At 68.9% G+C, this 21,931-nt stretch carries 25 protein-coding genes; 19 read left to right on the top strand and 6 right to left on the bottom strand.

Going from position 1 to position 21,931, the window contains the following annotated elements:
- Positions 1-158: 158 nt before the first annotated feature.
- Positions 159-1,298, bottom strand: a complete 1,140-nt coding sequence (locus VFL64_RS10995) for an ABC transporter substrate-binding protein (RefSeq protein WP_489540417.1) — start codon at positions 1,296-1,298, stop codon at positions 159-161.
- A 119-nt stretch (positions 1,299-1,417) separates the two neighbouring features.
- Positions 1,418-2,920 carry an amidohydrolase family protein gene (locus VFL64_RS10990; RefSeq protein ID WP_489540416.1) on the bottom strand — a complete coding sequence of 501 codons (1,503 nt, stop codon included), beginning with the start codon at positions 2,918-2,920 and terminating at the stop codon, positions 1,418-1,420.
- Positions 2,921-2,943: 23 nt separating this feature from the next.
- Between VFL64_RS10990 and VFL64_RS10985 the strand changes: the two genes are divergently transcribed.
- The 5 genes from VFL64_RS10985 (at position 2,944) to VFL64_RS10965 (ending at position 5,689) form a co-directional block, all read left to right on the top strand.
- Positions 2,944-3,369, top strand: a complete 426-nt coding sequence (locus VFL64_RS10985; RefSeq protein WP_489540415.1) for a YbaN family protein — start codon at positions 2,944-2,946, stop codon at positions 3,367-3,369.
- A 162-nt stretch (positions 3,370-3,531) separates the two neighbouring features.
- Positions 3,532-4,644 (top strand): GGDEF domain-containing protein, encoded by a 1,113-nt coding sequence (locus VFL64_RS10980; RefSeq protein ID WP_489540414.1) that lies wholly within the window; start codon positions 3,532-3,534, stop codon positions 4,642-4,644.
- Between the two features lie 82 nt (positions 4,645-4,726).
- Positions 4,727-4,936, top strand: coding sequence for a DUF3606 domain-containing protein (locus VFL64_RS10975; protein WP_489540413.1), 210 nt, complete (start codon positions 4,727-4,729; stop codon positions 4,934-4,936).
- 110 nt (positions 4,937-5,046) lie between these two features.
- On the top strand, positions 5,047-5,169 hold the full coding sequence (locus tag VFL64_RS10970; protein WP_489540412.1) for a hypothetical protein: 123 nt from the start codon (positions 5,047-5,049) through the stop codon (positions 5,167-5,169).
- Positions 5,170-5,275: 106 nt separating this feature from the next.
- Positions 5,276-5,689, top strand: a complete 414-nt coding sequence (locus VFL64_RS10965; protein WP_489540411.1) for a globin family protein — start codon at positions 5,276-5,278, stop codon at positions 5,687-5,689.
- A gap of 123 nt (positions 5,690-5,812) precedes the next feature.
- Here the strand turns inward: VFL64_RS10965 and mltA are convergent, their stop codons facing one another.
- Positions 5,813-6,955: a murein transglycosylase A gene (gene mltA / locus VFL64_RS10960; protein WP_489540410.1), complete on the bottom strand. Its 1,143-nt coding sequence runs from the start codon at positions 6,953-6,955 to the stop codon at positions 5,813-5,815.
- On the opposite strand from mltA, the gene VFL64_RS10955 reads away from it, so the two are divergent.
- Positions 6,954-7,076, top strand: coding sequence for a hypothetical protein (locus VFL64_RS10955; RefSeq protein WP_489540409.1), 123 nt, complete (start codon positions 6,954-6,956; stop codon positions 7,074-7,076). The genes mltA and VFL64_RS10955 overlap by 2 nt on opposite strands.
- Here VFL64_RS10955 and VFL64_RS10950 read toward each other — a convergent pair.
- Together VFL64_RS10950 and apaG are read right to left on the bottom strand one after the other, a co-directional pair.
- The gene (locus VFL64_RS10950; protein WP_489540408.1) at positions 7,073-9,088 is read right to left on the bottom strand and encodes a site-specific recombinase; all 2,016 of its coding nucleotides are present in this window, start codon (positions 9,086-9,088) and stop codon (positions 7,073-7,075) included. The genes VFL64_RS10955 and VFL64_RS10950 overlap by 4 nt on opposite strands.
- Entirely contained in the window at positions 9,088-9,462 is a 375-nt protein-coding gene (apaG, locus tag VFL64_RS10945; protein WP_489540407.1) for a Co2+/Mg2+ efflux protein ApaG, read from the bottom strand. Before apaG ends, VFL64_RS10950 begins: the two co-directional genes overlap by 1 nt.
- Positions 9,463-9,497: 35 nt before the next feature.
- On the opposite strand from apaG, the gene rpe reads away from it, so the two are divergent.
- Genes rpe through gph form a run of 3 tightly spaced genes read left to right on the top strand, consistent with a single transcriptional unit; the run spans position 9,498 to position 12,794 of the window.
- Positions 9,498-10,184 carry a ribulose-phosphate 3-epimerase gene (gene rpe / locus VFL64_RS10940; RefSeq protein ID WP_489540406.1) on the top strand — a complete coding sequence of 229 codons (687 nt, stop codon included), beginning with the start codon at positions 9,498-9,500 and terminating at the stop codon, positions 10,182-10,184.
- 19 nt (positions 10,185-10,203) lie between these two features.
- The gene (locus VFL64_RS10935; RefSeq protein ID WP_489540405.1) at positions 10,204-12,135 is read left to right on the top strand and encodes a YhgE/Pip domain-containing protein; all 1,932 of its coding nucleotides are present in this window, start codon (positions 10,204-10,206) and stop codon (positions 12,133-12,135) included.
- Positions 12,135-12,794: a phosphoglycolate phosphatase gene (gph, locus tag VFL64_RS10930; protein ID WP_489540404.1), complete on the top strand. Its 660-nt coding sequence runs from the start codon at positions 12,135-12,137 to the stop codon at positions 12,792-12,794. Before VFL64_RS10935 ends, gph begins: the two co-directional genes overlap by 1 nt.
- A gap of 6 nt (positions 12,795-12,800) precedes the next feature.
- Here gph and VFL64_RS10925 read toward each other — a convergent pair whose 3' ends face one another.
- Entirely contained in the window at positions 12,801-13,418 is a 618-nt protein-coding gene (locus tag VFL64_RS10925; RefSeq protein ID WP_489540403.1) for a chalcone isomerase family protein, read from the bottom strand.
- Positions 13,419-13,809: 391 nt separating this feature from the next.
- Between VFL64_RS10925 and trpE the strand changes: the two genes are divergently transcribed.
- The 10 genes from trpE to VFL64_RS10875 all read left to right on the top strand — a co-directional run.
- On the top strand, positions 13,810-15,294 hold the full coding sequence (gene trpE / locus VFL64_RS10920; RefSeq protein WP_489540402.1) for an anthranilate synthase component I: 1,485 nt from the start codon (positions 13,810-13,812) through the stop codon (positions 15,292-15,294).
- A 1-nt stretch (position 15,295) separates the two neighbouring features.
- On the top strand, positions 15,296-15,880 hold the full coding sequence (locus VFL64_RS10915) for an anthranilate synthase component II (protein ID WP_489540401.1): 585 nt from the start codon (positions 15,296-15,298) through the stop codon (positions 15,878-15,880).
- Complete coding sequence (ltaE, locus tag VFL64_RS10910) at positions 15,877-16,887, top strand: low-specificity L-threonine aldolase (RefSeq protein ID WP_489540400.1); 1,011 nt, start codon at positions 15,877-15,879, stop codon at positions 16,885-16,887. Before VFL64_RS10915 ends, ltaE begins: the two co-directional genes overlap by 4 nt.
- Positions 16,888-16,896: 9 nt before the next feature.
- Positions 16,897-17,931 carry an anthranilate phosphoribosyltransferase gene (gene trpD, locus VFL64_RS10905; protein ID WP_489540399.1) on the top strand — a complete coding sequence of 345 codons (1,035 nt, stop codon included), beginning with the start codon at positions 16,897-16,899 and terminating at the stop codon, positions 17,929-17,931.
- Positions 17,932-17,933: 2 nt separating this feature from the next.
- Positions 17,934-18,722, top strand: coding sequence for an indole-3-glycerol phosphate synthase TrpC (trpC, locus tag VFL64_RS10900; protein ID WP_489540398.1), 789 nt, complete (start codon positions 17,934-17,936; stop codon positions 18,720-18,722).
- Positions 18,723-18,781: 59 nt separating this feature from the next.
- Positions 18,782-19,432, top strand: coding sequence for a uracil-DNA glycosylase (locus VFL64_RS10895; protein ID WP_489540418.1), 651 nt, complete (start codon positions 18,782-18,784; stop codon positions 19,430-19,432).
- Between the two features lie 215 nt (positions 19,433-19,647).
- Entirely contained in the window at positions 19,648-20,292 is a 645-nt protein-coding gene (locus VFL64_RS10890; protein ID WP_489540397.1) for a TonB family protein, read from the top strand.
- A 34-nt stretch (positions 20,293-20,326) separates the two neighbouring features.
- Positions 20,327-21,166, top strand: coding sequence for a MotA/TolQ/ExbB proton channel family protein (locus VFL64_RS10885; protein ID WP_489540396.1), 840 nt, complete (start codon positions 20,327-20,329; stop codon positions 21,164-21,166).
- Positions 21,167-21,185: 19 nt separating this feature from the next.
- The gene (locus VFL64_RS10880; protein ID WP_489540395.1) at positions 21,186-21,614 is read left to right on the top strand and encodes an ExbD/TolR family protein; all 429 of its coding nucleotides are present in this window, start codon (positions 21,186-21,188) and stop codon (positions 21,612-21,614) included.
- Between the two features lie 15 nt (positions 21,615-21,629).
- Positions 21,630-21,931, top strand: a 302-nt coding sequence (locus VFL64_RS10875; protein ID WP_489540394.1) for an ExbD/TolR family protein, incomplete at its 3' end; no start/stop codon positions are given.

Genomic DNA, 21,931 nt, shown 5'->3' with positions numbered 1-21,931 from the left:
CAGCGGCGCGGCGAAGAACAGCGCCTGCCAGGCCAGCACCGGCACGCCCAGCGCGAGCGGCAACGCCGCCGGCGAGGCCGCGGTGCGCCCCTTGTGCGGCGGCGTGCCGGCTGGCACGTAGTTGACCTCGGCGCTGGCGATCACGGTGGGGGCCGTCATCACAGGGTCTTGAACTGGCTCCAGGTGTCGTTCCAGTCCTCGATCGACTGCTGCTTGGGCAGCTGGCGCAGCTGGATCTTCTTGGCCTTGTACTCGTCCATCACGTTCGGGCCCTTGAGCGTCATGCGCAGCAGCTGGGCCTCCTGCGGCTTGGTGTCGTTGAGCAGCTTCCACGCGGGCATGGAGGGGATGCTCTTCTTGTTGTCGACCTTGGTGGCCATGGCCACCTGAGCGCGCGGCGTGAGCGAGTACTGGATGAACTTGCGCGCGAGATCCTTCTTGCTGGTGCCCTTCACGATGGAGAGCGACTCGGTGTACTGCAGGCCGCCTTCGTCGGGGATGATGGTGTCGACCGGCACGCCGCTGGTGCGCAGGCCGAGGGTGATCCACTCGCCGATGCCGGGGATGAGCAGGGCGCGGCCGTTGGTCATGGACGAGAAGATGTCGGCGATGGTGTAGAAGCCCGAGGCCTGGGACTTCAGCGAGAACATCTTCTTCTTCATGGCCTCGAACTTGGCCTTGTCGAGGTCATACGGCGGGCGGTTGCCGCTGGCCAGGCTCATGCAGCCCATGGAGGGCAGGTACCAGTCGAAGAAGCCGACCTTGCCCTTGGCCTTCTCGCTCCACAGCACCGAGTACGACGACACCTCCTTCGCCGTGAACGCCTTGGTGTTGTACGAGATGCCGAGGTAGCCGAAGTCGAGCATCACGCCGTAGAGCTTGTTGTCGATCCAGTGCAGCGGGAACTTCTGGAACTCGGGCCAGAGGTCCTTGAGCGGGTAGTCGGCCGGGTCGAGCGGCTCGATGAAGTCAGCAGCCTTGAGCAGGTGCATGTACTCGGCGTCGGCCAGCACCACGTCGTAGGTGCCGGGGGGCGACTGGTTGACCACCGCCATCATCTGGTCGCCGCCCACGTATTCCTTGATGCGGATCTTGACGCCGTGCTCCTTCTCGAACTCGCCCACGATGGTGGGGTCGGCGTTGCCCGGCCACGAGAGGTAGTTGAGCACCTTGGGGTCGGCCGCATCGGCGGCGGCGGGCAGCAGGGCCGAGCCCACGCCCACGCTGGCGCCGAGCGCGACGCCGGACTTGATGAAGCTGCGGCGGGTGGTGCCAGACGGCGATGCGGTGTCACTCATGTCGAAGACGCTCCTGTAGGCAGGTTGTTGGCCAATGTGCATACAGTTTGTGCATGCACATGGAGCAACGCATCAAGCGTGCCAGTGCCGGCAGCGTCTTTGCGCACCAAGCCGCAGCGTCAGAGACCCGGTGGCCCCCCGTAGCGGTGCAGGTGGAAGGGGCTGCGGCACAGGCCGATGCAGAAGCTCCCCACCGCCTGCTCCAGCGCATCGGCGAGGTACTTGCCCTCGGCGTTGGCCACGGCCAGCTCGGCGGTGGCGGCCTGGGCCTGCTGGGCCAGGGCGCGCAGGTCGCTGTGCACATGGCGGCCGTCCTGCACCACCCAGCGGCCGCCCACCATCACGTGGCGCACGCTGGTGGCGTCTTCGGTCAGCACCACCTGGTTGGCCGGGTCGTTGAGCGGGATCCAGTTGATGGCGCCGAGGTCGAGGAAGACGATGTCGGCCAGCCGGCCCGCCGCCAGCGTGCCGGCTTTGCTGAAACCGGTGGCGCGCGCGCCACCCGCGGTGGCGGCGTGGAAGACCTCGGGCGCGGTGAGCCACTGCGTGTAGTCGGGCCCGCGCACGTTCGAGACCATGGAGGCGTAGCGCATCGCCTCGTACATGTTCTGGTTGTCGGCGCAGATCGCGCCGTCGGTGCCGATGGCGAGGTTCACGCCCAGCTCCAGCATGCGCCGCGCGTGGGCGATGCCGGCGCCCAGGCGCATGTTGCTGCCGGGGTTGTGGGAGACGGAGCTGCCGTGCGCGGCCAGGCGGCGCATGTCGTCGTCGTCCAGCCACACGCCGTGGGCCACGGTGAAGTTCGGCCCCAGCATGCCCAGCGACTCGAAGTGCGCGGTGAGCGAATGGCCCCAGCGCTGCAGCGCGGCCACCGCCTGCACCTTGGATTCGGCCACGTGCGATTGCAGCGGCGCGCCGTACTTGGCGGCCAGCTGCGCGCAGCCGCGTGTCAGTTCATCCGAGCAGTGCAGCGGGATGGTCGGCGCGATGCCCAGCTGCACCTGCGCCTTGTCGTGCGGCCAGCGCTGCAGCGCCTCTTCCATCTGGCGCAGGATGAAGGCGGTGTCGCCGCCCTCGGCATTGAGCTGCTTCTTCAGCGGCTCGGGCAGTGCGTCGTAGAGGCCGGGGATGGCCTTGTAGAAGGAGATGTCCTGCAGCATGGGCGCCACCACGGCGCGCATGCCGGCGTCCACGTAGGCCTGGCCAATGGCGATCAGCTCGTCGACGGTGACGAGCGGGAAGCCGAAGGTCAGGTCGTAGCAGGTGGTGCAGCCCTTCTGCAGCATCTCGATGGCGCCGATGGTGGTGCCCAGCGCCTTCTGCGCCAGCGTGTGGTTGGCCGCCCAGCCGGGCGCGCCGTTGAGCAGCAGCTCCAGCGTCCAGCGGTCGTGCGTGGCCTTGGTGAGGTTGCCGCTGCCGTGGGTGTGGCCGTTGACCAGGCCGGCGTGCAGCAGCAGGCCGCTGGCGTCGAAGAGCTGCGCGCCGGGCGGTGCTTCCAGGCCGGGTTCTCCAATCCCGGTGATGGTGCCGCCTTGCACCAGCAGGTCGGCCGGGGGTGCGTTGCGGGAGGCGGCATCGAGCACGCGGCCGTTGCGGATGACGAGGGTCGGGGTGTCGGGCATGGAATCTCCGTAGGATCGAGGGCATGTCGAGCCACAGACCGCCGAGCAATTTCCGTACGCGTTGGTCGCGCGCCCTCTGGTTGCTCGCCGGCGCGCTCTGTTTGTTGATCGGCGTGATCGGCATCGTGGTGCCGCTGCTGCCGACCACGCCGCTGGTGCTGCTGGCGGCCTTCTGCTTCTCGCGCGGCAGCGAGCGCTGGGAGCGCTGGCTGTTGGCGCACCGGCACTTCGGGCCGATGGTGCGCGACTGGCGTGCCCACCGCGCCGTGCCGCTGCGGGCCAAGCAGCTGGCCACCGCGATGATGGCCGTCAGCTCCATCGGCACCTGGTTCGTGGTTGCTTCGCCCTGGCGCTGGGCCCCGGGCGTGTGCTGCCTGGCGGTCGCGCTGTGGCTGTGGTCGCTGCCGACGGCCGCGCCGCGCCGCAGCGAAAGCCCGACACCGAAGTAGGGCAGAAAGAGGCAGGCACCGCGACGAGGTTCACGAACCGCCGCCCGTCCTTGTCGTCAGACCCCGGTTCAGGGGGTGACCCTTACAACGTGTGTGCTTTCCCGCGGGGCAGGGAAACGGTACCGTTCAGTTACGCCGCCCGCTGCCGATAACGAGCACGACATGAATGGAGTTGAAGTCACCCGATGGGTTGACGCCGTCCTGGGCGTCGACCGGAACCAGCGTGTGCGCGTCACGCAATCGCTGGTGGCTTCGGCCGTTTACCTGGGCTTGAGCGCCATCCTCGCCCTGGGTGTGGTGTTCGGCGTGATCGACTGGCGGCCCGCCGCGGTGCTCATTGCCAGCGTGCTGGGCGTCTCGGCCCTGTTCTATGTCCTGATCCGCAGCGGCCTCAACCAGCGTTTCGTGGCCGACCCGGCGCTCACGCAGGCCCAGTGCCTGGTCTGCGTCGCCTCCACCTGCGCCGCCTACCTGGTGGCGGGCCCGATCCGCGGGGCCATGCTCATGACGCTGCTGCTGGGCCAGTTCTTCGGCGTGTTCGCGCTCACCCCGCTGCAGGCGCGCCGCATGGCGGTGCTGGGCGTGCTGGTGATGGGCGCGACCATGGGCTGGTGCGCCTGGGCCTGGCCGCACACCCACCCGCTGCGCGAGGAAGTGCTGCACTTCCTGCTGGTGGCGCTGATGCTGCCCACCATCGGCCGGCTGGCCGGGCTGCTGAGCGACATCCGCAGCAAGCTGCGCCACCAGAAGGCCCAGCTGGAAAGCGCGCTGGCGCAGAACCGCCTGCTGGCCACGCAAGACGAGCTCACCAGCCTGTCGAACCGCCGCCACATGTCGACGCTGATCATGGCCGAGCGCGGCCGCCAGTCGCGCAGCCACGCGCCGATCAGCATGGTGCTGATGGACATCGACCACTTCAAGCGCGTCAACGACCTGTTCGGCCACCAGGCCGGCGACCAGGTGCTGCAGATCTTTGCCGACGTGATCAGCAACGCATTGCGCGCCGGCGACTCGCTGGCCCGCTGGGGCGGCGAGGAGTTCCTGCTGATGCTGCCCAACACCGGCGCCGAAGACGCCCTGCAGTGCGTGGAGCGCATGCGCATCCTCCTGGCGGGGCGCAGCTTCGACCACATCGCACCCAAGCTGGCCGTCACCTTCTCGGCCGGCATCGGCGTGTGCAGCAGCGACGACCGGGTCGACGCCATCATCGAGCGCGCCGACCGCGCCATGTACCGGGCCAAGACGACCGGGCGCAATCGCACGGTGGTGGCCTGAGCGCTTACTCCACGCTCGCGCGGCTCAAGTCGGCGGTGCGAATGGCCGATAAACGGGTATCCAAACGCAATCCTGTGTCGCCATGTACTCCGACCCCACTCCCACTCTCGAAGGCCCCTGCCAGCCCCAGGTGGATGTGGCCGACCCGCTGGAAGTCGCACGCTGGTCCTGGCTGCTCGACGTGCCCGACGTGCAGATCCACCACGCCGTGCGCCTGGTGGGCAACAACGGCGACGCCGTCGCGCACTACATCGAGTTCTTCGGCCGCCCGACGGGCCGTGCCTGCCACTGAGTTGTCGGCGAAGCTGGCACGAAGATCGCTATAAGGGGCCTGACGGCTCCAAACCCCCTGTGAGCCGCCGGAAACCGCCCAAATGGGTCGCTTCTGAAGCTGGAACTCACATGACTGACAAACCTCGTCATCGCCACGTGCATGCACCCCACGGCTTTCTGCCCAACTGGGTGCTGGTGGCGTTTGCCGGTGCGGCGATCGTTGTCGTCCGCCTCGCGCAGACCCTGATCTGAGCCTCCCGACCCAGGTCTGCCCTCCGGTCGCACCGCGCCGGGGCGGCGCGCTGTTTGCATTGATTCCACCGGCACGCATCGCCATGCACCGCTCGGAGGAATCGCCATGGATGAGTACACCGCCCAACTGGTGAAGGAAAGCTTCGACCTCGTCGAGCCGATCGCACCGCAGGCTGCCGAGCTGTTCTACGCCAACCTCTTTGCGCTCGACCCTTCGTTGCAGAGCCTGTTCAAGAGCGACATGGTCGTGCAGGGCGAGCGGCTGATGAAGATGATCGGCGTGGCCGTGGGCCTGCTCGACAAGCCGCAGCTGCTGGTCCCCGCACTGCAGAGCCTGGGACGCCGCCATGCCGACTACGGCGTGCGCGATGAGCACTACGACACCGTGGGCAGCGCGCTGCTCACCACCTTGCAGCAGGGCATCGGCGTGGCCGTCACGCCCGAGGTGCGCGAGGCCTGGATCGAGGTGTACGGCGTGGTGAGCCAGACCATGAAGGAGGCGGCGCGGGTGCCGGCCTGATTTGCCGGCGAATCCCAGTCCGTTCGGGCTGAGGTATCGAAGCCGGGCACGGCCTGAGCGGGCCTTCGATACCTCAGGCTGAGCGGTTGGTGGCCGGCGAGGCCACAAGATGCGCGGTGGGGCTCATCGCGGCCACAAGACCCACATCTTGAGCGGCTGCTTCATCCGCCCCGCCTGCTGCTCCGCCACCTCTCCCCAGCCCCAGAAGTAGTCCGCCCGCACGGCGCCGGTGATCGCGCTGCCGGTGTCCTGCGCCATCACCAGGCGGCGCAGCGGCGTGCTGGAGAGCGGCTCGGTGCTGTCCAGCCACACCGGGGTGCCGTAGGGCACGCTTTGCGCGTCGACCGCGATCGAGCGGCCCGGCGTCAGCGGCACGCCCTGCGCGCCCTTGGGCCCCACCGCCGGGTCGGGCAGGGGCTCTTCGCGGAAGAACACGAAGCGTGGGTTGCTCCACAGCATCTCGTCCAGCCGCTTGGGGTTGGCGCGTGCCCAGGCCTTGATGGCCGGCCACGAGGCCTGCTCGGCGCGCAATTCGCCCTGCTCGATCAACCACTTGCCCACCGACTTGTAGGGCTGGTCGTTGTGCCCGGCAAAGGCCACGCGCACCAGCTTGCGCTGGCCTGTGGCCTCGGTGAGCTGCAGGCGGCCCGAGCCCTGGATCTGCAGGATCAGTGCATCCAGCGGGTCGGCCACGTAGGCGATCGCCAGGCCGCGCAGCGAGGCTTGCGCCGCCGCGCTGGTGGCGAGCTGCTGGCGCGTCCAGTAGGGCTTGCGGGTGTTGAGGTCGGCGGGCGCGCCGTAGAGCGCGATGCGGAAGGCGCCGCCCGGCGTGCGCCGCGCTTCGACCAGGGGCTCGAAGTAGCCGGTGAGCAGGCCGTCGGTCGAGCCCTCGGGCGACTCGACCCGCCACGGCTGCAGGCGCTGGCGCAGCCAGGCGCGGGCCGAGGCATCCGAGGCCGGCGCGACCTTCTGCGCGTCGGTGCAGACGCGCGCCCATTCGAGCGGCGGCTTGTTGTCGCAGCCGCGCAGCAGGGCGGGCCACCACTCGGTGAGGGCGTCGGCCTCCCAGCCGGGCAGGTCGGTCCAGTCGGCGGCAAGCCAGCGGCTGCGGCCGCGTTGCATCACCGCCGACGGGGTGGTGGGTGATGCGGCGGGCCGGTCCGATGGCGGCGGCTCCGGGGTGTGCGGGTAAGGCGCGCAGGCGGCGAGCCCGCCTAGAATCGCCGCCGCCAGAAGCCGCCTGGCGCCTGCGAACACCTTCCTCATGGGTCTGCTGTTGCTCGAAGCCTTGGCCGCCTTGGCCGTGTTGGTGTTGATCGTGTGGTGGACCATGTTCTCGGGCCGCAAGGGCGGCGAGCGCCGTCAAGACGACGAGCGCAAGGATTAGGTTTTCGGGGGCCAGATGAACGACATCGGCTTGCGCCACAGCCGCCGCCGGATGGCGCGGTAGATGCGGCTGCGGTCGTTCAGGCGGATGCCGCGCGAGCGCAGCGCCACCCGGAAGGCCAGGAAGAAGCTCACCGCCAGGTTGAGCACGCCGGTGAGCGCGATGCCCGCCACGCACCACCAGAACGCGCCCTGGCGCAGCAGGTCGAAGCCGAGCGCGCCCACCGCGGCGGCGAGCTGGCCAGTGGACAGCGTCACGTGGCGCACGTCCAGCGGCAGCGCGAAGAAGGCCATCACCACCGGCACGATGCCCAGCATGAAGCCCAGCGAGATGTTGGCCGCGAAGCCGGAGATGTTGGCGCGCCAGTAGCCGGCCCAGCGCTGGGCGCGGGCGGTGCCCAGTCGCGCGACGATGCGCGGGTTCCAGGCGATGGCGCTGTCGATGCGGTGCCAGACGAACCAGTTCTCGACCCAGCCCGCGATGAGCGAGCTGGCGAACAGCAGAACGCCGGTGAAGGCGGCGTAGACCGGCGACGGCCCCAGCAGGCTGAGCGATTCGAGCGTGTGCTGCGCGCCGGTTTCGCCCACCAGCGGCATGCCGAAGCCGTGCTTGAAGGCGAGCTGCACCGCCAGCACCAGCGGCGCGACCGCCATCAGGTTGCCGATGATGCCGGCCGACTGCGAGCGGATCAGGTGTGCCACCTCGTCGACGAAGCTTTCCACCGCCTCGTCGGTGGCCACGTCGCCCAGCCTCTCGGCCATGGCGGGCGCCGTCATGGCCGGCTGCTTGGTCGCCACCGTGAAGTGCAGCAGCTGGATCAGCACGAAGCTGAGCGCGTAGTTCACGCCCGCCATGAAGCCCGCCCAGAAGGCCGACAGGCCGACCGCCATGATCGCGAACTTGACGAAAGTGGTGCCCGCCAGCACGGTGCCGCCGCCGGCCGCGGCGCGCAGCATCTCGCGGTAGCTGGCGCGGTCGCGGGTGATGTAGTGCTCGCCGGTGGCGGCGCTGCGCTCGGCCACCTTGCGCGCGAGCAGCGAGTAGTGGTCGGCGAAGAGGGCGCGGATGCTGCGCCGGTGCTCGGCGGCGCGCACCAGGCCGGCGATCAGCTGGATGATCTCGGTCGCCGGCTCGGGGCTGATCACGCAGCCCAGCAGGTCTTCGATGCGCTGCGTGCGCCTGAGCATCTGGTCGACCTCGAACACCACGTCGACCGAGACGCCGTGCTCTTCCAGATGCTCGTGCACGCTCAGGGCGCAGCGGCGGCACAGGTCGAGCAGGGCACGCAGGTACTGCGCCTCGCGCAGTAGCGCCGCGGTGTCGCCGCTTTCCACGTGCTCGCGGATCTGCTCGGCCGCGCGGGCCAGCTGGCGGAACGGGACCTGGTTCAGCAGCTCGGGGCTCATGCGCTCGCGCAGCAAGGGCGAGAAGCCGGACGCGCGCACCGCGCTGCTGAGGAAGGTGATGGCATCGAGGAACGGTGCTTCCCACTCGGGCGTGGGCTGGCCGTCGGCCGGGCGCAGCAGCCGCCCGATGCGCCGCAGCGTCTCGGCATCGAGCGCCTCCAGCCAGGCGGCGTCGCTGGGTTCGGGGAAGAACAGCACGAACAGCTCGGCCAGGTTGGTGGTGGCCGGTGTGCCCGGCAGCAGCCGCACGCGCAGGCGCTGGCCCATTTCGCTGACCAGGCTCGTGCGTGGCGAGAAGCCGAAGTCGGCCAGCAGCGCCGCCGTGTTCACTTCGCGCCAGAAGCGCAGCAGCACGGCGCTGACTTCGGCGCGGTATTCGGGGTTGCGCTCCAGCACGTTGAGCACGTGGCGCAGGCGCAAGAGTGGCGTGGGCGTCTGCTGGTTGGGCAGCGGCTCGGCAGCGTGGCGCAGCCAGCCCAGCAGGCGCACCAGCCACAGGTTGCGTTCGGGCAGGCTGGCGTTGGCGTCGGCCGCGTTCAGCAGGGCACTCAGATCCCAACCACCCTTGGGCGGGGTGATGCGCCGGGCCTTGCCGCCAAGCGCCATCAGTGCAGCGCCGAGGGGAGGGACAGGCCGAACTCGGCCACCGGCGCATCGAAGGGCTGCGCGTCTTCGGTCATGCAGGCGAAGTGGCCGCGCATGCTGCCCTGCGGCGTGCCGATGCGCAGCCAGCTCGTGTACTCGAACTGCTCGCCGGGCTTGAGCAGCGGCTGCTTGCCGACGACCGCCAGGCCGTGCACTTCTTCGACGTGGCCGCGGGCGTCGGTGATGAACCAGTGGCGCGCAATCAGCTGGGCGGTGACGGGCCCGGTGTTGCGTACCGTGATGGTGTAGGCGAAGGCGTAGACGCCGGCGTCGAGCTGCGATTCTTCGGGCAGGTGACGCACGACGACGCTGCAGGTGAATTGGGGCTGGGCCATGCGCGGGATTCTAGGGAGACTTCTAGAATGCCCGAATGACCCAGCCCACCTATCGCATCGCTCCCAGCATCCTGTCGGCCGACTTCGCCCGCCTGGGCGACGAGGTGAAGAACGTCATCGCGGCCGGCGCCGACTGGATCCACTTCGACGTGATGGACAACCATTACGTGCCCAACCTGACCTTCGGGCCGATGATCTGCGAGGCGCTGCGCAAGCACGCGGTGAAGGCCGACGGCAGCAAGGTGCCGATCGACGTGCACCTGATGGTGCGGCCGGTGGACGCGCTGGCCCAGGCCTTCTGCAAGGCCGGGGCGGATCTCGTGAGCTTCCACCCCGACGCCAGCACGCACGTGGACCGCACGCTGCAGCTGATCCAGGCCGAAGGCGCTAAGGCCGGCCTGGTGTTCAACCCCGCGCAGCCGCTCGACGTGCTGGAGTGGGTGATCGACAAGGTCGACCTCATCCTCATCATGAGCGTGAACCCCGGGTTCGGCGGGCAGAGCTTCATCCCGAGTGCGCTGAAGAAGATCGAGCAGGCACGCAGGATCATCGACAAGAGCGGCCGCGACATCCGGCTCGAGGTGGACGGCGGCATCAAGGTCGACAACATCCGCCAGGTGGCCAATGCCGGCGCCGACACCTTCGTCGCCGGCAGCGCCATCTTCGGCAAGCCCGACTACAAGGGCGTGATCGACGCGATGCGGGTCCAGCTCGCCGGCTGAAGCCCGCCGGCGCTGCGCAATGAAGACGCTGCGCGACGCCTGGGCGATCGCCCGCCTCGAAGCGGGCCTGTTCAAGCGCTTCCCCACCTTCGGCTGGTCGGTGCTGGGCGTGCTGGTGATCCCGGCGCTCTACGCCTACATCTACCTCGCGAGCGTGTGGGATCCGGCGGCACGGGCCGGCTCGCTGCCGGCCGCCATCGTCAACCTCGATGCCGGTGTCGAGTACCGCGGCCAGAAGGCGCACATCGGCGCCGACCTGGTGGCTACGCTGCAGGCCCGGCACAGCTTTGGCTTCACGCTCTACGACGACGAGGCGGTCGCGCGCAAGGCGGTGCGCGACGGCCGGCTGGTGATGGCGCTGATCATCCCGCGCGACTTCAGCGCCAATGCGGTGCCTGGCCTGTCGCCCGGCGCCGGCCGGCTGATCGTCTACACCTCCGAGGGCAACAACTACACCGCCGCCGGCATGGCGCGGCGCTTTGCCGCCGAGCTGGGCCACCAGGTCAACGAGACGCTCAACGAGAAACGCTGGGAGCTGGTGCTGACCAGCGCCGCAGGGTCGCAGCGCAGTGTGCGCAGCCTGAAGGAAGGCGTGGCCCAGTTGCGCAGCGGCGCGCACGAACTCGACGCCGGTCTCACCCAGGCCGAGCAGGGCTCGCGTGGCCTGGGCGAGGGCGCGCTCAAGCTCAGCGACGCAGCGGGCCAGCTCACCGGTGGCTTCAAGCAGGTGGCGGGTGGCGTGCGCAGCATGGACGCCAGGCGTCCGCCGGCCTCCGAACTGCAAAGCCTCAGGCACGGCGCCTACGCCTTGGCCGACGGCCATGCCGAGCTGGGCCACGGCCTGGAGCAACTGCAGGCCGGTGCGCAGTTGCTGACCGACGGCGCGCGCCAGATGCGCGACGAAACCCAGGAGATCTTCTTCGTCGGCGACAAGCTCGGCAAGGCCGCCGATGCCCTGGCCGAAGGCGGCGAGCAGCTCGTGGGCGGGCTGGGCAAGGCGCACAGCGCGCAGATGCAGCTGGCCGAAGGCGCCAGCCGGCTCAATGCCGGCGTGAACAAGCTGACCGATGGCGTGGCCGCGCTGGGCGATGGCGTGCACACCATGGCCTTGCGCCTGCCGCCCGATGCCAAGCTCGACGAGTTCAGGAACGGCGTGGGCACCATGGCGCAGTCCGCCCAGGGCTTGCGCGGCGGACTGGAGAAGCTGCATGCCGGCACGGCGCGCCTGGCCGTGGGGCTGGACCTGCTCGACGCCTCGCTGCCCAGCGACACCCCCTCGCTCGAAGGCAGCCCGCGCGGCCTGGCCGACTCGGTGGAGCCCTTCGTCGAGGTGGCGGCGCCGGTGGCCAACAACGGCACCGGTTTCGCCCCCAACTTCGTGCCGGTGGCGCTGTGGCTGGGGGCGGTGATGATGGCCTTCATGTTCCACCTGCGGCGCCTGCCCGAAGCGGCGCGCGGCATGTCGCCGCTGGCCCAGGTGCTGGGCAAGCTGGCCCTCCTGGTGGGGCTGGTGGTGACGCAGGCCAGCATCGTGCTGCTGATGCTCACGCTGCTGCTCAGCGTGCAGGTGCCCCACCCGGTGGCGTTCTGGCTCACGCTGGCGCTCGCGTCCATCACCTTCCTGCTGGTGACGCTCGCGCTCACGCGCGCCTTCGGTGACGTGGGCAAGGCCTTGGCGCTGGTGCTGCTGATCCTGCAACTCTCGTCGGCGGGCGGCGTGCTGCCCATCGAGCTGAGCAGCCAGGTCTTCCGCGATCTGAGCCCGTGGCTGCCCTTCACCTGGGTCGTGCGCGCCTTCCGCGCCAGCCTGTTCGGCGCCTACGACAATGCCTGGCTGTCCGCCTGGGCCGTGATCGCGGCGATGGCGGCGATCGCTTTCCTCATCTCCACGGTGGTGGGCCGCTGGCGCTTCGTCAGCGGCGACGAGCACCGCCCTGCGCTGGATCTTTGATGCACTTCAACACCCCGGGACACCTGCAGGCCGCCATCGTCGACCTCGACGGCACGATGGTCGACACACTCGGCGACTTCGACGCCGCGCTCAACGCCATGCTGACCGACCTGTCGCTGCCCGGCGTCGACCGTTCCTTCATCGAGCACACGGTGGGCAAGGGCTCGGAGCACCTGATCCGCAGCACCCTGGCGCACGTGGGCGGCAAGCCCGCCGCCTTCGACGCCGCCTGGGCGCGCTACCAGCACCACTACCTGGCGATCAATGGCGAGCGGGCCGAGGTCTACCCCGGCGTGGTCGAAGGGCTGGAGGGCTTGCGCCGGCGTGGCCTGAAGCTGGCCTGCCTCACGAACAAGCCCACCGCGTTCGCGCGGCCCTTGCTGGAGAAGAAGGGGCTGGCCGGTTACTTCGATCAGGTGTTCGGCGGTGATGCCTTTGAGCGCAAGAAGCCCGACCCGCTGCCGCTCACCAAGACCTGCGAGGCGCTGGGTTCAGCGCCCGCCCGCACGCTGATGGTGGGCGATTCCAGCAACGATGCCCGCGCCGCGCGTGCGGCGGGATGTCCGGTGGTGCTGGTGAGCTACGGCTACAACCACGGCGAGCCGGTCACGGGCGTCGACGCCGATGGCGTCATCGACCGGCTCGACGCCCTGGGTTGACGACGCTCAGTTGGTGTTGCCCTGCAGGCTGGCGGTCGGCTTGCCCAGCATCGCATCCTTCAACGTGGCATCCGCGGGCGACTGGCCCAGCCAGATCTTGGTCAAGGCCGAGAAGAACTCGGGCTCCTTGATCGGCTCGATCGAGGGCTTGCCGTTGATCAGGATCACGGTGCCGACACCGGGCGTCCAATCGACCGAGAACGATTCGCCGGCGCTGAGCTTCTTCTTCACGAAGAACAGCTCACCCATCTTGAGCGTGCCCGCAATCGACTTGGAAAACTCCTCGCGCGGGGCGTTGTCTTCCATGCCGCGCGTGAACAGCTTGCCCAGTTCGGTGGCGTTGATGTCGCGCAGCATCACGATGTGGATGCGCTTGGGGCCGGGCATGGCCAGCACGCCCTCGGTGGTGTTGGCCTTCTTGGTCATGTACAGACCGGCGGTGTAGACCTTGAAGATCGCCTTGTAGCGGATGCCCGCGCCGTTGAGCACCAGCGGCGTGTTGGCCACCTGCACGCTGGGCTCGTACTTCACGCCGGCCACGTCGGTGGTCTGGGCATGGGCGAGGGACAGGGCACCCGTGAGCAGGGTGGCGATCGAGAGGGAAATCAGACGACGACGGATCACAGGGGCCTCCATGGACCGCGCGGCAATCAGGTCACCGCCCGGCAAAGATATCGCACGAGTGTGCGCAAACTGCGATTGTCTCAACTCGCCCCTGTCTTGTCTGTGATGATTTCCCGGGGCCGCCCATCAGAGGGGGAGGCAAACCCGGTACTGCTACACTTTTTCGATGTTCATTGCGCGCAAACAAACCAAAGGGTCGAACGACCGGGGAGCATGGCCCTGGCGTCGCCAGCCTGCGCAGGTTTAGTTTGCCGCCGGCGACGCACGCTCCCCATCGAACGTTGCGCGCCCCGGCTCCACCGGCTGCACCCACCCGCAGCCGACCGTCTGAATCAAATCACCACGCGGGCTGCGCATGTGCGGCTCGCCGGGCCGTGGAGGGCCCTGCAACGTGATCACCGAACTTGAATTCAAGAGCCTTGCCGCTGAAGGCTACAACCGCATTCCGCTGATGGCCGAGGCCTTTGCGGACCTCGAAACCCCCCTCTCGCTGTACCTCAAGCTGGCCTATGGCACGGGCAGCGGCAAGCACAGCTTTCTCCTCGAATCGGTGGTGGGCGGCGAGCGCTTCGGGCGCTATTCGTTCATCGGCCTGCCGGCGCGCACGCTGCTGCGCTCGACCGGCTTTCACACCGAGGTGGTGACCGACGGCCAGACCGTCGAGAGCCATGAGGGCAACCCGCTGGACTTCATCGCCAGCTACCAGAAGCGCTTCAAGGTGGCGCTGCGCCCCGGCATGCCGCGCTTCTGTGGCGGCCTCGCGGGTTACTTCGGCTACGACGCGGTGCGCTACATCGAGCCCAAGCTGGCCAAGACGAGCAAACCCGGCGGCATCGACACGCCCGACGTGCTGCTGCTGCAGTGCGAAGAACTCGCCGTCATCGACAACCTGTCGGGCCGGCTCTACCTGATCGTCTACGCCGACCCGAGCCAGCCCGAGGCCTACTTCCGCGGCAAGCGGCGCCTCGCCGAACTCACCGACAAGCTCAGGTACAGCGTGACCGCGCCGCCGGTGAAGCGCGGCAGCTCGCACACCGTGGAGCGCGAGTTCGCCAAGGACGACTACATCGCCGCCGTGCTCAAGGCCAAGGAATACATCGCCGCCGGCGACATGATGCAGGTGCAGGTGGGCCAGCGGCTGCAGAAGCGCTACACCGAGTCGCCGCTCAGCCTGTACCGCGCGCTGCGCTCGCTGAACCCTTCGCCCTACATGTACTTCTACGACATGGGCGACTTCCAGATCGTCGGCGCCTCGCCCGAGATCCTGGTGCGCCAGGAGAACACGCCCGAGGGCCAGAAGGTCACCATCCGCCCGCTGGCCGGCACGCGGCCGCGCGGCGCCACGCCTGAGCAGGACAAGGCACTCGAAGCCGAACTCAGCGCCGACCCCAAGGAGCGTGCCGAGCACGTGATGCTGATCGACCTGGCGCGCAACGACATCGGCCGCATCGCCAAGACCGGCAGCGTGAAGGTGACCGACGCCTTCGTGATCGAGCGCTACTCGCACGTGATGCACATCGTGAGCAACGTCGAGGGCCTGCTGAAGGACGGCATGACCAGCCTCGACGTGCTCAAGGCCACCTTCCCCGCCGGCACGCTGACCGGTGCACCCAAGGTGCGGGCCATGGAGATCATCGACGAGCTGGAGCCCGTCAAGCGCGGCATCTACGGCGGCGCCTGCGGCTACCTGAGCTTTGCCGGCGACATGGATGTGGCGATCGCCATCCGCACCGGCATCGTCAAGGACAACACGCTGTACGTGCAGGCCGCGGCGGGCGTGGTCGCCGATTCAGTCCCTGAGCTGGAGTGGAAGGAAACCGAAGCGAAGGCGCGTGCGCTCCTTCGCGCTGCCGAACTCGTCGAGGAGGGCTTCTGACATGCTGCTCATGATCGACAACTACGACAGCTTCACCTTCAACCTGGTTCAGTACTTCGCGGAGCTGGGCGAGGACGTGCGCGTGTTCCGCAACGACGAGATCACGCTCGAAGGCATCAGCGAACTCAAGCCCGCCAAGCTGGTGCTGTCCCCTGGTCCGTGCTCGCCGGCCGAGGCCGGAATCTGCGTGGACAGCATCAAGCACTTCACCGGCAAGCTGCCCATCCTCGGCGTGTGCCTGGGCCATCAGGCCATCGGCGCGGCGCTGGGTGGCAGGATCATTCGCGCCAAGACGCAGATGCACGGCAAGACCGACGTGATCACCACCGACCGGCGCGGCGTCTACGCCGACCTGCCGGAGCAGTTCACCGTGATCCGCTACCACTCGCTGGTGATCGAGCGGGCGACGCTGCCCAAGCAGCTGGAGATCACCTCCACCTCGCAGGACGACGAGATCATGGGCGTGCGCCACACCGAGCTGGCCGGTACCCAGACGCCGCTGGAGGGCGTGCAGTTCCACCCCGAGTCCATCCTCACCGAGCACGGGCACGCGATGCTGAAGAACTTCCTGGAGCTGCGCTCATGAAGACCGTCGACTTGCGCAGCGACACGGTCACGAAGCCGACCGCGGCGATGCGCGAGGCGATGGCCCGCGCCGAGCTGGGCGACGACGTGTTCGGGGACGACCCGACCGTCAACGCGTTGCAGGAGCGCATCGCGTCAATGACGGGCAAGGAGGCGGCGCTCTTCGTGCCCAGCGGCACGCAGAGCAACCTGATCGCCATCATGAGCCACTGCGCACGCGGCGACGAGTACATCGTCGGCCAGATGGCGCACACCTACCGCTGGGAAGCCGGCGGCGCGGCGGTGCTGGGCAGCGTGCAGCCGCAGCCGCTGGAGCATCAAGCCGACGGCACGCTGGCCCTGCGCGACATCGAGGCCGCCATCAAGCCCGACGACGCGCACTTCGCCCGCTCGCGCCTGCTGTGCCTGGAAAACACCCTGGGCGGCAAGGTCCTGGGCCTGGACTACCTGGCGCAGGCCACGGCGCTCGTGCGCCAGCGCGGGCTGGCCACCCACCTCGACGGGGCGCGTGTGTTCAACGCGGCCACGGCGCTGCAGGTGCCGGTGAGCGCCATCGCTCAGCACTTCGACACGGTCTCGGTGTGCTTCTCAAAAGGCTTGGGCGCGCCGGTCGGCTCCGCGCTGTGCGGGTCCAAGGCGCTCATCAAGAGCGCCCACCGCTGGCGCAAGATGCTGGGCGGCGGCATGCGCCAGGCCGGCGTACTCGCGGCGGCGGCGCTGCACGCGCTGGACCACCATGTCGCCCGCCTCGCCGACGACCACGCGCTCGCTCAGCGCCTGGCGCAGGGCCTGAGCGGCCTGCCGAACCTCGTCGTCGAGCCGCCGCAGACCAACATGGTGTTTGCCGACGTGCAGGGCGAGCGTGCCGCCGGCCTGCTGCCCCACCTCAAAGCGCGCGGCGTGCTGGCCACCGGCCTGTACCGGCTGCGCTTCGTGACCCACCTCGACGTGGATGCGCAAGGCGTGGACCGCGCCATCGCCGAGATCCGCGACTACCTGTCTGCCTGAAAGCAAGCCATGACGATCACCAACACCGAAGCCCTGGCCCGCGTCATCGAGCACCGCGAGATCTTCCATGACGAGATGCTCACGCTGATGCGCCGCATCATGAGCGGCGAGATGTCGCCGGTGATGATCGCGGCCTTTGCCATGGGCCTGCGCGTCAAGAAAGAAACCATCGGCGAGATCGCCGCCGCCGCCCAGGTGATGCGCGAGTTCGCTGCGCCTGTGGCCATCGCCGACAAGACCAACCTGGTCGACCTCTGCGGCACCGGGGGCGATGCGGCCCACACCTTCAACCTCTCCACCGCCGCGATGTTCGTCGCCGCTGCCGCCGGCGCGCGCGTCGCCAAGCACGGCGGGCGCAGCGTGTCGTCGAGCACGGGCAGTGCCGACGTGCTCGAGGCCTTCGGCGCCAACGTCAACCTCACGCCCACGCAGGTGGCGCAGTGCCTGGACGAAACCGGCATCGGCTTCATGTTCGCGCCCAACCACCATGCCTCGATGAAGCATGCCGCGCCGGTGCGCAAGGAGATGGGCGTGCGCACGCTGTTCAACATCCTGGGCCCGCTCACCAACCCGGCTGGGGCGCCCAACCAGCTGATGGGCGTGTTCCATGCCGACCTGGTGGGCATCCAGGTGCGCGTTCTGCAGCGCCTGGGCTCCGAGCACGTGATGGTGGTCTACGGCATGAACGGCATGGACGAGATCTCGCTCTCCGGCGAGACGCTGGTCGGCGAGCTGAAGAACGGCGAGGTGCGCGAGTACGTGGTGCACCCCAGCGACTTCGGCATGCCGGTGTACGACACGCGCGTGCTCAAGGTGGCCGACAGGAACGAGTCGGTGCAGTGCATCCAGCGCGCCTTTGCCAACGAAGACGGGCCCATGCGCGACATCGTGCTGCTCAACGCCGGCGCGGCGCTGTACTGCGCCAACGTGGCGAGCTCGGTGGCCGATGGCGTGAAGCGCGCGCGCGAAGCCGTGGCCTCGGGCGGGGCGCTGAAGAAGCTGAGCCAGTTCGTTGCGGCCACGCAGCAGTTCAAGGCGGCCTGAGCATGAGCGACATCCTGGACAAGATCGTCGCCGTCAAGCGCGAGGAGATCGCGGCGGCTCGGCTCAAGCGCGACCTGGCCTCGCTGCGCCGCGACGCCGAATCGCTCGGCGGCCAGCGCGACTTTGCCGGTGCCTTGCGTGCCAAGATCGCCGCCGGCCGCGCCGCGGTGATCGCCGAGGTCAAGAAGGCTAGCCCCAGCAAGGGCGTGATCCGCGAGCACTTCGTGCCGGCCGAGATCGCCGCGAGCTACGAGCGCCATGGCGCCGCCTGCCTGAGCGTGCTGACCGACGTGCAGTTCTTCCAGGGCGCCGCGGCCTACCTGCAGCAGGCGCGCGCCGCGTGCGCCTTGCCGGTGCTGCGCAAGGACTTCATGGTCGACGCCTACCAGGTGTTCGAGGCGCGGGCGATGGGTGCCGACTGCATCCTGCTGATTGCCGCCTGCCTGGACGACGCGCAGATGGCCGACCTCGAAGCCCAGGCCCATGCCCTCGGCATGGCGGTGCTGGTGGAGGTGCACGACGGTGCCGAGCTCGACCGCGCCCTGCGCCTGAAGACCCCGCTGCTGGGCATCAACAACCGCAACCTGCGCACCTTCGAGGTGACGCTGGACACCACGCTCGGCCTGCTGCCGCGCGTGCCCGCCGACCGGCTGCTCGTCACCGAGAGCGGCATCCTCGGCCCGGCCGACGTGCAGCGCATGCGCGACGCCAAGGTGCATGCCTTCCTGGTGGGCGAAACCTTCATGCGTGCGCCGGATCCGGGCGCCGCGCTCGCTGCCCTTTTCGCGTGAGTTCGCTGGCCCAGCCGCTCAGCCGACTCCTCGACCGTGCGTCGCCGTCGTGGCGGCCCATGATCGAGGCGTGGCGCCACACCGACGAAGCCAAATCCCTGGTGACACACGTGGATGCCCGCGTGGCGGCCGGCGCCACCGTCTACCCGGCCGAAGTGCTGAAGGCGCTGGAGCTGACGCCGCTCGATGCAGTGCGCGTGGTCATCGTCGGGCAGGACCCATACCACGGCCCCGGGCAGGCGCACGGCCTGGCGTTCTCGGTACCCGAGGGCGTGCGCACGCCGCCCAGCCTGCGCAACATCTTCGGCGAGTTGCAGCGCGAGTTCGGCCGCGCGCCGGCGAGCACCGACCTGTCGGCCTGGGCGCGCCAGGGCGTGCTGCTGCTCAACACCTCGCTGACGGTGGAGGAGGGCGCCGCCGCCAGCCACGCCGGGCGCGGCTGGGAGAGCCTGACGGCGAACCTGATCCAGGCCGTGGCTGCGCGCCCGCAGCCTGCCGTCTACCTGCTGTGGGGCGCGCATGCGCAGCGCTTCGAGCCGCTGATCGCGGCCCATGCCGGCGCGCCGGACGACACGCTGGTGCTGAAGGCCAACCACCCGTCGCCGCTGTCGGCGCGCCGCCCGCCGGTGCCCTTCGTCGGCAACGGCCACTTCGGCGCGGCCAATGCCTTCCTGGCGAGCCGCGGCGGGCCCATCGACTGGCTCGCCTAGCTGGCCTTGGACTGGTATCGAAGTCGCCTTCCTGCGCCCATTCCTAGCCCATGGCGCGGGGTGAGGCAAACCCTCTGTTCTTCTAACCTATTGTTTCGAAACAGATTTTCCAGCTGTCATACCAATTGACACATTGGTATTACTGGTACTAAACTGGTTTTGTTTCGAGGGCTGGCGTGGTGCCTGGCGCCCTCGACTCGCCGGAGTTTCGAAGCATGGATTTCTCACGCGCCCAGGTTGACCCCCGCCGCAACGTGCTGGGCGTGGGCTTTGTCGTGCTCTTCCACGCCGCGCTGGTGTACGCCCTGATGAGCGGCTTGGCCCGCAAGGTGGTCGACGTGGTGCGCGCACCCATCGACACGAAGGTGATCGAAGAGATCGTCAAGCCGCCGCCCCCGCCCGAGGTGGCGGTGCAGCCGCCCCCGAAGCTGGACGCCCCGCCGCCGCCCTTCATCCCGCCGCCCGAGGTGCAGGTGCCCGCGCCCGCGCAGCCCAGCATCACCGCGACCGTCGCCGAGCCGCCGCCGAGCGCGGTGATCGCGCCCGTGGCGCCCGTGGCCGCGCCCCCGGCGCCTGCCCCCGCAGCGCCCTCGGTGGGCGTCAGCTGCCCGGGCTACAGGCAGGTGCTGCTGGACGCCGGCTACCCGCGCGAGGCGACGCGCGCGCAGATCGACCAGGGCGAGGTGCTGGTGTCGTTCACCATCGGCGCGGATGGCCAGGTGAAGAACGCCGCCATCGTCCGCTCGACCCACCGTGCGTTCAACCGGCACAGCCTGGAGACCGTGGCGCAGTTCCGGTGCACGGCACAGCCGCACGACGTTGCCGGCGTGCTGGTGCCCCTCGTCTTCAGCACGCGCTGACCCGTTCCTTCCCTTCATTCATCTGGATCACAGCATGGCCTTCCTCAACCGACTGAACCGACTCCTTGTTGCCACCCTGCTTGCCGCCATGGCGGTGCTGGCGGCGCCCGCTTCAGCGCAAGACCCGGCCCAGGCGCCGGCCAGCGCACCGGCCGCCGAACCGGCGGCCGTCGGGGCCGCGCCTGCTCCCGCGGTGAGCAAGGAAGTCGTCGAGAACCCGTACGACCTGAAGCACCTGTGGGCGCAAGGTGACGTGGTGGCCCGCGGTACGCTGATCATCCTGGTGATCATGAGTGCGGCCAGCTGGTACATCCTCGTCACCAAGCTGTACGAGAGCTTCAAGCTGAGCGGCGAAGCCCGCACGGCCCGCCAGAGCTTCTTCAAGTCGGCCAGCCTGTCCGACGGCATGAAGACGCTCAAGGCCGGCAGCGCCTTCCAGTTCATCGCCGAAAGCGGCGTCGAGGCGGGCAAGGACCACGCCGGCGAGCTCACCGCCAACATCGACCGCAACACCTGGATCGGCATGAGCGTGCAGCGCGCGATGGACAACGTGCAGAGCCGCCTGCAGGACGGCCTGGCCGTTCTCGCAACCGTCGGCTCCACGGCACCCTTCGTCGGCCTGTTCGGCACCGTGTGGGGCATCCTGAACGCGCTGACCGCCATCGGCATCGCCGGCCAGGCGTCCATCGACAAGGTGGCCGGCCCGGTAGGCGAGTCGCTGCTGATGACGGCCATCGGCCTGGCGGTCGCCGTGCCGGCGGTGCTGGGCTACAACTGGCTGGTCCGCCGCAACAAGACGGCCATGGAGTCGGTGCGCAGCTTCGGCGCCGACCTTCACGGCGTGCTGCTGGGCTCGGCCCGCGCGGCGCGCTGAGCGGGCCGGGAGAACAGCCATGGCGATGAATGTCGGGGCCGCCGACGGCGATGACGACGACGTGGTGTCGGCCATCAACACCACGCCGCTGGTCGACGTGATGCTGGTGCTGCTGATCATCTTCCTGATCACCGTGCCGGTCGTCACGCAGAACGCCGCGGTCTCACTCCCCAAGGAGACCAACATCGTCCGCCAGACCAAGCCCGAGAACATCGAGATCTCGGTCACGCAGGATGGCGAGGTGTTCTGGAACGCCGGCGCGGTGGCGGACAACAACGCGCTTGTCGAGCGCTTGAAGAAGGTGTCGGTGATGGTGCCGCAGCCCGAGATCCACATCCGTGGCGACGGCAAGTCGCGCTACGAGTCCGTCGGCCGCGTGGTCTTCGCCTGCCAGCGCGCGGGCATCCAGAAGATCAGCTTCGTCACCGAGCCGCCGCCGCGCGGCTGACCCAGGAGTCCACACATGGGAATGAACGTAGGTTCGAGCAGCGGCGGCGAGCCGGAGGTGATGGTCGAGATGAACACCACGCCGCTGATCGACGTGATGCTGGTGCTGCTGATCATGCTGATCATCACGATCCCGATCCAGCTGCACTCGGTCAACCTCAACATGCCCAGCGGCAACCCGCCGCCGCCCACCGCGCCGCCGGTGGTGGTGACGATCGACATCGACTTCGACGGCAGCATCTTCTGGAACGGCGAGGCGCTGCCCTCGCGCGAAGCTTTGGAGGCCCGGCTGAGCGCCACGGCGGCCCAGCCCGACCA

It is taken from the genome of Rhizobacter sp. (assembly GCF_035702065.1).
In the GTDB taxonomy this organism is placed as follows: Bacteria; Pseudomonadota; Gammaproteobacteria; order Burkholderiales; family Burkholderiaceae_C; genus Rhizobacter.
Note: the sequence above shows the minus strand (reverse complement) of the source record. Positions and strands in the feature narration are given on the sequence as shown.